Annotated in this window: 10 protein-coding genes; 5 read left to right on the top strand and 5 right to left on the bottom strand. The window is 66.1% G+C overall.

All coding sequences use genetic code 11. From position 1 onward, the window contains the following. Window positions 1-149: 149 nt before the first annotated feature. A complete protein-coding gene (locus VML93_RS07585; RefSeq protein WP_325609255.1) occupies window positions 150-656 on the bottom strand; it encodes a nitroreductase family deazaflavin-dependent oxidoreductase in 507 nt (168 codons plus the stop codon). 39 nt (window positions 657-695) lie between these two features. Between VML93_RS07585 and VML93_RS07590 the strand changes: the two genes are divergently transcribed. The 5 genes from VML93_RS07590 to VML93_RS07610 all read left to right on the top strand — a co-directional run bounded on the left by VML93_RS07590 (window position 696) and on the right by VML93_RS07610 (window position 4,646). Beyond that, window positions 696-1,463, top strand: a complete 768-nt coding sequence (locus tag VML93_RS07590; RefSeq protein WP_325609257.1) for a dienelactone hydrolase family protein — start codon at window positions 696-698, stop codon at window positions 1,461-1,463. Between the two features lie 12 nt (window positions 1,464-1,475). Then, a complete protein-coding gene (locus VML93_RS07595; protein WP_325609259.1) occupies window positions 1,476-1,751 on the top strand; it encodes a DUF6295 family protein in 276 nt (91 codons plus the stop codon). Next, window positions 1,748-2,509 carry a DUF427 domain-containing protein gene (locus VML93_RS07600; RefSeq protein ID WP_325609261.1) on the top strand — a complete coding sequence of 254 codons (762 nt, stop codon included), beginning with the start codon at window positions 1,748-1,750 and terminating at the stop codon, window positions 2,507-2,509. The genes VML93_RS07595 and VML93_RS07600 overlap by 4 nt, the downstream gene beginning before the upstream one ends. A gap of 381 nt (window positions 2,510-2,890) precedes the next feature. Next, the gene (locus tag VML93_RS07605; protein ID WP_325609263.1) at window positions 2,891-4,303 is read left to right on the top strand and encodes an ammonium transporter; all 1,413 of its coding nucleotides are present in this window, start codon (window positions 2,891-2,893) and stop codon (window positions 4,301-4,303) included. A gap of 4 nt (window positions 4,304-4,307) precedes the next feature. Beyond that, on the top strand, window positions 4,308-4,646 hold the full coding sequence (locus tag VML93_RS07610) for a P-II family nitrogen regulator (protein ID WP_325609265.1): 339 nt from the start codon (window positions 4,308-4,310) through the stop codon (window positions 4,644-4,646). A 2-nt stretch (window positions 4,647-4,648) separates the two neighbouring features. On the opposite strand, the gene VML93_RS07615 is transcribed toward VML93_RS07610, so the two are convergent. From VML93_RS07615 to VML93_RS07630, 4 genes are all read right to left on the bottom strand, one after another. Continuing rightward, entirely contained in the window at window positions 4,649-5,296 is a 648-nt protein-coding gene (locus VML93_RS07615) for a cytochrome P450 (protein ID WP_325609267.1), read from the bottom strand. Next, on the bottom strand, window positions 5,293-5,982 hold the full coding sequence (locus VML93_RS07620; protein ID WP_325609269.1) for a hypothetical protein: 690 nt from the start codon (window positions 5,980-5,982) through the stop codon (window positions 5,293-5,295). The genes VML93_RS07615 and VML93_RS07620 overlap by 4 nt, the downstream gene beginning before the upstream one ends. Before the next feature lie 63 nt (window positions 5,983-6,045). Further along, entirely contained in the window at window positions 6,046-7,215 is a 1,170-nt protein-coding gene (locus VML93_RS07625) for an NAD(P)/FAD-dependent oxidoreductase (RefSeq protein WP_325609271.1), read from the bottom strand. Window positions 7,216-7,225: 10 nt separating this feature from the next. Next, window positions 7,226-7,510: hypothetical protein (locus VML93_RS07630; protein ID WP_422656534.1), on the bottom strand; the 285-nt coding region annotated here is incomplete at its 5' end.

Below are 7,510 nucleotides of genomic sequence, written 5' to 3' on the forward strand. Positions count from 1 at the left end.
CGACTCCACCGTTCACACTCAAGCCCAAGATGCTGCCCAACGGCACGCAGGACAGCGGCGAGATTCTGACCGTCGATACGACCCAGCTGCCCGCAAAGATGGAAACCGTGCTGGTGCCGATCAAAGTCGGCTGAGTGACCCTGCTCGCGCTACCCGGGCCGCAGGCGGAACACCCTGATCTCGCGGGGCGCGCAGCTGGTGCGATAGCTCTGGTAACCGCCGTAGAAGTCGACGGCGGAGTCCCATGCGTTCGCGCGGGCGTCGCCAGTCAGCAGCTCGGCCCGATACTTCCGGGGCGGCCCCTTGAACTCAACAGTGCATTCCGGGTGCGCCAGCAGGTTGGCGCTCCACGCCGGATGATTCGCCCGACCGTAGTTGGATCCGATCGCCAGCAGCCCGTCACCGTCCTCGATCAATACCAGCGGATGTGTGCGCTGCTGGCCGGACTTGGCGCCGGTGCTGGTGACCAGCCCGACCTTGTTGAGTCCGGTTGAGCTCAGTCGGCCGTTAGTGCGGGGAATCACCACTTTGTCGATGCGCGGCGCCGCGTGGAGCAGGAACAGATAGCCGGCTCGACTCATCGCAAAGCGCTCAAGCAGCGCCTCGTCGAGCCGCAAGCGTCGCCCGCGAATCGGGCTTTCTCGTCGCAGCGCCACGGGTAGGACAGTAGTCGTGCCGGGTGGCAAGCTGAAACCGTGAATGCAATCGGCCCAGATGCCATCCGCGCAGAGACGATTACCATCACCGGACACGGCGGCGACGAGATCGAGGCCTACCGTGCTAGCCCAATTTCCGAGCCGCTCGCTGATGGATCGCGCGGCGGAATCGTCTGGATCCACCACATGCCCGGCTACGACCGGGAGACCAAAGAGTTCGCCCGACGGCTCGCCGTCAGCGGCTACCACGTCGTGGCCCCGAACCTGTACTCCCGCGAAGCTCCGGGGGCGGCTCCCGACGATGCCGCCGCGGCGGCGAGGGCGGCCGGCGGGGTGCCCGACGAGCGACTGGTCGGCGACGTCGCCGGCGCGGTGGAACACCTGCGGGGGTTGGCGGGTGCGAACGGGAAGTTCGGCGTCATCGGCCACTGTTCGGGCGGGCGGCACGCCTACCTGGCCGCATGCTCGTTGCCGTTCGACGCCGCGGTCGACTGCTACGGCGCGTTCATCGTGGAGGATCCGCCGGAGGCAATGCCCAAGGCGATGCAACCCATCCTCGACCTGGCGCCGAACCTGAGCTGCCCGCTGCTGGGCCTGTTCGGCGTCGAGGACCGCTTCCCGGCACCCGCCGCGGTGGCCAAGCTGGACGCCGAGCTGACCAGGCTGGGCAAGCCGCACGAGTTCCACTCCTACGACGGCGCCGGCCATGCGTTCTTCTCCGTCGACCGGCCGGTGTACCGGGTGGAAGCAGCCGTCGACGGCTGGCGCCGCATCGACGAGTTCTTCGCGGCAAACCTGAAAGGCTAGGTATCGCAGGCAATGTGCACGTATCTCACCGAACACGTCGAGATCGACGGCAGCGGCAAGGGCGCCACCGGGTGGTTCGGCGCCGACCGCGCCACGGTCTATGTCGACCATCCCGTCCACGCGCCCTACGGCCACACCGTCAACATCGATGTGATCAATCCGCAACTGGGCCCGTCGGCGCGGGTCGCGCTGGAACTCACCGAGGAGAGCGCGCTGGCGTTGGCCGACGCCATCCGGCGGGCGATCGGCCACGCCCCGGCCGGCCTGGCGTCCAAGGACCAGCCATGAGCGACTATCCCCAGATGGCCGCTGCGCGAGGGCGAATCGAGCCGGCGCCGCGCCGGGTCCGGGGCTTTCTGGGCCATGAGCTGGTCTTCGACACCACTGCAGCACTTTACGTGTGGGAAATCCCTTATTACCCAGCGTATTACGTGCCGCTGCAAGATGTCCGCACGGAGTTCCTGCGCGACGAGGACCACCCGCAGAAAGTGCAGTTCGGCCCGTCGCGGCTGCACTCCCTGGTCGGCGCCGGGCAGACCCACAAGTCGGCCGCGCGGGTGTTCGACGCGGACAGCGACAGCGCCGTGGCGGGGACCGTGCGATTCGAGTGGGCTCCGTTGCGGTGGTTCGAGGAAGACGAACCGATCTACGGCCACCCACGCAATCCCTATTCGCGGATCGACGCGCTGCGATCGCACCGCCACGTCCGGGTCGAGCTCGACGGGGTGTTGCTCGCCGATACCCGGTCTCCGGTGCTGCTGTTCGAAACCGGTTTGCCGACAAGGTATTACATCGATCCGACCGATGTGTTCTTCGAGCATCTGGAAGCGACGTCGACACAGTCGCTGTGCCCGTACAAGGGGACGACGTCGGGCTACTGGTCGGTGCGGGTCGGTGACACGGTGCATCCCGACCTGGCGTGGACCTACCACTACCCACTGCCGGCGGTGGCGCCGATCGCCGGTCTGGTGGCGTTCTACAACGAGAAGCTCGACATCATCGTCGACGATGTCGCGTTGGCCCGGCCGCGCACGCAGTTCAGTTAGTATGCTCGAACAGCAAATTTTCGCATCCGTCACTAATGGTCGAGACTTCCAAAGTATTTGCCAGGGTTTTTACAGCTGATTTGCAACTAATTTGCAGCTGATTTGCAGCAAAACATCAGCAAATTCCCAAGTTAGCAGCCATCTTCGCGCGCGAAGCCGGCGTTGACGCCGGTTCTCTCCCGGGGCCTTCACCGGTCATAAACGCCCAGTTAGACGCCATAGAGGCGGGACTCATCGGGCGCCGAAATCAATATTTAAACGGTTGCACACACATACGAAACATTCCCATTCGATGCTTCCACGGTCTACGGCGTGAGTAGTAATAGCGCACCGCAGCTGATTCCATCAAGCCCGTTGGCTCGAATTAGGGGTGTCTGGACAATGTTGCCCTATCCCGATTGGCTGAATTCCGGAGATAACGCCTGGCAGTTGGTGGCAGCGACGCTGGTCGGCTTGATGAGCCTGCCAGGCATCGCCGTTCTGTATGCCGGCATCGTGCAGAAGAAGTGGGCCGTCAACACGATGCTCATGGCCTTCACCGGGTTCTCGCTGGTGCTGGTCGTGTGGGTGCTGTGGGGCTTCAAGATGGGTTTTGGCGAGCCGCTCAAGCTCGGCGGGGGCATCCTCAGGGCCGCGGTCGGGATTCCCCACACGATCCTGAGCAGCAACAACATGGAACAAGCCGCGATCCCGTTGATGGGCGACAGCGTGATGCCCAAGTTCAGATTCTCGGAGTCGACGCTGGCCTACTTCCAATTCGTGTTCGCCGCCATCACCCCGCTGCTGTTTCTGGGCAGTGTGGTCGGCCGGATGAACTTCAAGGTGTGGCTGATCTTCGTGCCGCTGTGGTCGACCCTTGCCTACTCGGTCAACGCGTTCCTGTTGTGGGGCGGCGGCTGGTGGGCGCAGGCGGGTGCCTTGGACTACAGCGGTGGGTACGTGATTCACCTGGCCGCCGGGACAACCGGATTCGTCGCCGCCGCGGTGATCGGTCCCAGGCTGGCTCGTGATCGGGACCGCGCGGTGCCCAACAACCTGCCACTGGCCGCGGTCGGCGCCGGCGTCCTGTGGTTGGGGTGGAACGGATTCAACGGCGGTGACCCGTATTTCGCGGGTGCCGACGCCTCCATCGGGGTGATCAACACCAACCTGGCGACCGCCTGCGCGTTGCTCACCTGGGTGATCTGGGACATCTTCGTGAGCAAGCAGCGCAAGCCGACATTTCTCGGTGCGATCAACGGCATGATCACCGGGCTTGTCGCGATCACCCCGGCGGCCGGCTTTGTCAACAGCTTCGGCGCGATGATCATCGGCGTCGTCGCCTCGTCCCTGGTCTGGATGTCCTGGAACTGGCTGGGCAGAACACGCCTGTTCAAGAAGGTCGACGACACCCTGGGCGTGTTTCACACGCACGGCGTGGCGGGCCTGGCGGGCGGTCTGCTCGTCGGGGTCCTGGCAGACCCGAAGATTGTCGAGTACCTGGCCGGCGGGGGTCAGAGCGCAGTGAGCGGCGCCGGCTGGCTGTGGGGCCACCATCCCAAACAGATACTGATCCAGGCCGGCGCCGCGGCCACGGTCATTTTCTGGGACGCCCTTATCACGTTTGCCATCTTGAAAGTCCTTGGCCTCTTTATGAACTTGCGGTTGCCGGACGAGGTGCTGGAGACCGGCGACCTCGGTGTGCACGACGAAGAGGCTTACCCCGACGAAACCCTCGTCACCGGCCGGCGGGTCGACTCGTTAGTGGCAACGCGGACGGTGGCCGCCGAGTCCGCTGAGCCGGTGGACGACTGACGCCATGAAGCTGGTCACGGCGATCGTCCAGCCGTTCACCATCGACGACGTCAGGCATGCGGTTGAGACCGCCGGCGTGCTGGGTATGACCGTCGCCGAAGTCCAGGGGTACGGCAGGCAACGCGGGCACACCGAGGTCTACCGCGGAGCCGAGTACATGATCGACTTCGTCCCGAAGGTCAAGGTCGAGGTCGTGGTCGACGACGAGTCAACCGAACGCGTCGTCGAGGCCATCATCAGAGCCGCCCGCACCGGGAAGATCGGCGACGGCAAGGTGTGGGTCTCCCCGGTGGAGAGTCTGGTCCGCATCAGGACCGGGGAACGCGGCCACGACGCGCTCTGACGTCAACGATGCCGGGCGCGGCCGGTGACCACGAGCCGGACGTCGCGCCGCGGGACGATCGCGATGCCCCTCGGCACTGACCGCGGCGGGCTCTTGCGGCGCTCGCGGTTCGGCATCGACAGCTCTACCGTGCGCAGCATGGTCCCGATCGCGACGGCCATCTCGTGGCTGGCGAACGATGCCCCCAAACAACGCCGGTGGCCGCCGCCGAACGGCAGGTACTCGAACGGCGTCGGATTAGTGGCCAGAAAACGATCGGGATTGAACCGGTGTGGATCATCCCAAATCTCGCGGTTGAAATGTATTGCCGGAACCGCGATTCCGACGGTCTCGCCGGCAAAGAATTGGACGCCGCCGATGGATCGGGGCTCGACCAGCCGGCGCAACACGATCGGCACCGCGGGATGCATCCTCAGCGTCTCTTTGATGACTGCGGAGAGATACGGCAGTTTCGGCATCTCCCGCGGCGCCGGACCGTCGGACAGCTCGTCGGTGATCCGTTCGCGGATGCCGGTGTCGCGATGAATGTGGTAGAGCGCCCAGGACAGCGCTGCGGCCGTGGTGTCGTGGCCGGCGATGACCATCGTCCGCAGCTGTTGCTGCAGTTCGTCGTCGTCGAGATTGCGTCCGTAGTCGTCGGTTTCGCTCAATAGGTGCCCAGCACCGCGCCGCGTCCGGCGTGCGGACACTGCCGGCCACGCTCCACCTGGCCGCTGAGCATGCACAGGAACCGTGTTCGCAATCGCACCAGCCGGGCCCAGGGACCCAGGCCGGCGAAGTTCCTGCGCAGCGCCGGCAGCAGCAGTAGCGGTGCCGTGTTCGAGTTCATCAGGGCGGTGACGACGTCGGCGTACTCATCGCTGTGCTGACGATCCACCCCGAGCACCGTCTCGATGATGATCCGCAGGGTCAGCGATTTTGTGGTGCGGTGCAACGCGATCCGGTCACCGGGGCGCCAGGTGCCGATCTCGGCGAGCACCGCATCGGCCATCGAGTCGGCCCGTTGGCGCATCGGCGCACCGTGAAAGGCCGGCGACAGCATGCGACGCTGCCGGTGGTGCTGCTCGCCGGAGGTCGAGATGACCGAGTCCGGCCCGACGATCGGCTCGATGGGGTTTGGCGTCGGCACGCACAGGTTCTGCTGCGGCGTGGTCAGCAGCTGACGGGAGTCTGCTGCGGTGGTGACGAAGTGCACCGGCCCGAGGCCGGGGAACATGACGACGAATGGCTCTGGGCGGTCGGCGCGGTTGCGGAAGTACGCCTCGGGATCCAGCCCGACGCGCGCCGATCGGACCCAATCGCGTGTGTTGCCTGTCCCAGGCCGAATCTTCGGCACAGACTGCCTCCCCCGCTGTCTGTAGCTGCCTTCTATTTGGTTGACGCGAGCCGCAGCTCGTAATCAGCTCACCGACACGTTTTGCTCCTGCGTTTCGAGTTCGGCCACTATCCGCGCGGCTACCCGCTTGGACTGCCTGGCGACGTAGCCGAGCAGCCCGGGACGCGACTGGAAGCCGATGAACCGCAGGCCCGCGGTGGTGGGCACCTCGCCCTGCGTCCTGGGCACGCCCTGCTCGTCGAGGACGCGGAGGTGACCGACGACGGGCTCGAGGCCGTGCAGGTAGCCCGTCGCGCAGATGACCGCGTCGGGCTTCAGCCGCAGCCCGTTGACCAGCGAAACGGCAGCGCCGTCGAACCGCTCGATGGTGGGCACCACCTCGAACACACCGTCACGAATCGCCCGGATCACTTCCTTGTCGACGATCGCCGGCGCCCGGCCCAGCCTGATTCCGCGCGCGAACACGCCCTCGTCGGGTGTCGGCAGGCCGAACGGCGTGAGGTCGCCGATGCTCGCCCGGCGCCCGATCGCGGCCAGCGTGTCAGAGAGCCATACCGGTGCGCTGAACAGCGGCGTCGCGATCAGGTCCGAGGGCACCCCGCCCGGCAGCGAGCGCAACATGATGTTCGGCGACGTGCGCACCCCAAGCCAGGCTCGGTCCGCTCCGCCGGTCGCGACGTCGTGGACGATCTCCAGCGCCGACGAACCCGCGCCGACGACGAGCACGCGCTTGCCCTGGTAGGGCGCGGGGTTGCGGTAGGCCGACGAATGCAGCAGCCGGCCGGTGAAGCCCTCGACGCCCGGCCACACCGGCATCCGCGGCGTGTGTTCGTAGCCCGTCGCGATGACCACCTGCCGGCAGCCGATGTCGCCGGACGTGGTTCGCAGCCACCAGCCGTCGTCGCGCCGGTCGATACGGCAGAGCTCGGTGTTGAGCCGCAAATCGATCCCGTCGTCGCGGGCGTGGCTGTCCAGGTGCTCGACGACCTGATCGCGGGTCGGAAAGACGCCGGTTTCCTTGGCGTACGGCCGATCGGGCAGGTGCGAAAACTGCTTGCACGTGTTGAGTTTCAGCTTGTCGTAGCGCCCGCGCCAGGATGAGCCGACCGCGTCGGCCCGGTCGATCAACAGCGGACGCACGCCGCGGTCACGCTGGCTGAGTGCCATCGAGACACCCGCCGCGCCCGCCCCGACGACCACGACCCGATATTCGCGCGATTCGGTCTGTTGCATCGCTTCCCGCCTAGATCCAACGAGCCGGTGGCTCAACGGGGTTGGCGTCGGTCGAGGGCAGCCGGCCGGGTTTGAAGCCGAACACCGCCGACGTCGGACCGACCAGGTGGCGCACCTTCACCCGGGTGAAGCCGCCGGCGCGGAGCAGTTCCGCGCATGCGCTGGTGGAGGATTCGTAGCCCTCGCGCGACTCCAGCATGATGTTGAGGCTGGACAGCAGGCTCAGGTAGTTGTTGTTGCGGCTCTTTCGCAGGCCGGGCTGAATCATCGCGTCGTAGACGATCACGGCGCCGCC

The organism is Mycobacterium sp., from assembly GCF_035499775.1.
Lineage (GTDB): Bacteria > Actinomycetota > Actinomycetes > Mycobacteriales > Mycobacteriaceae > Mycobacterium.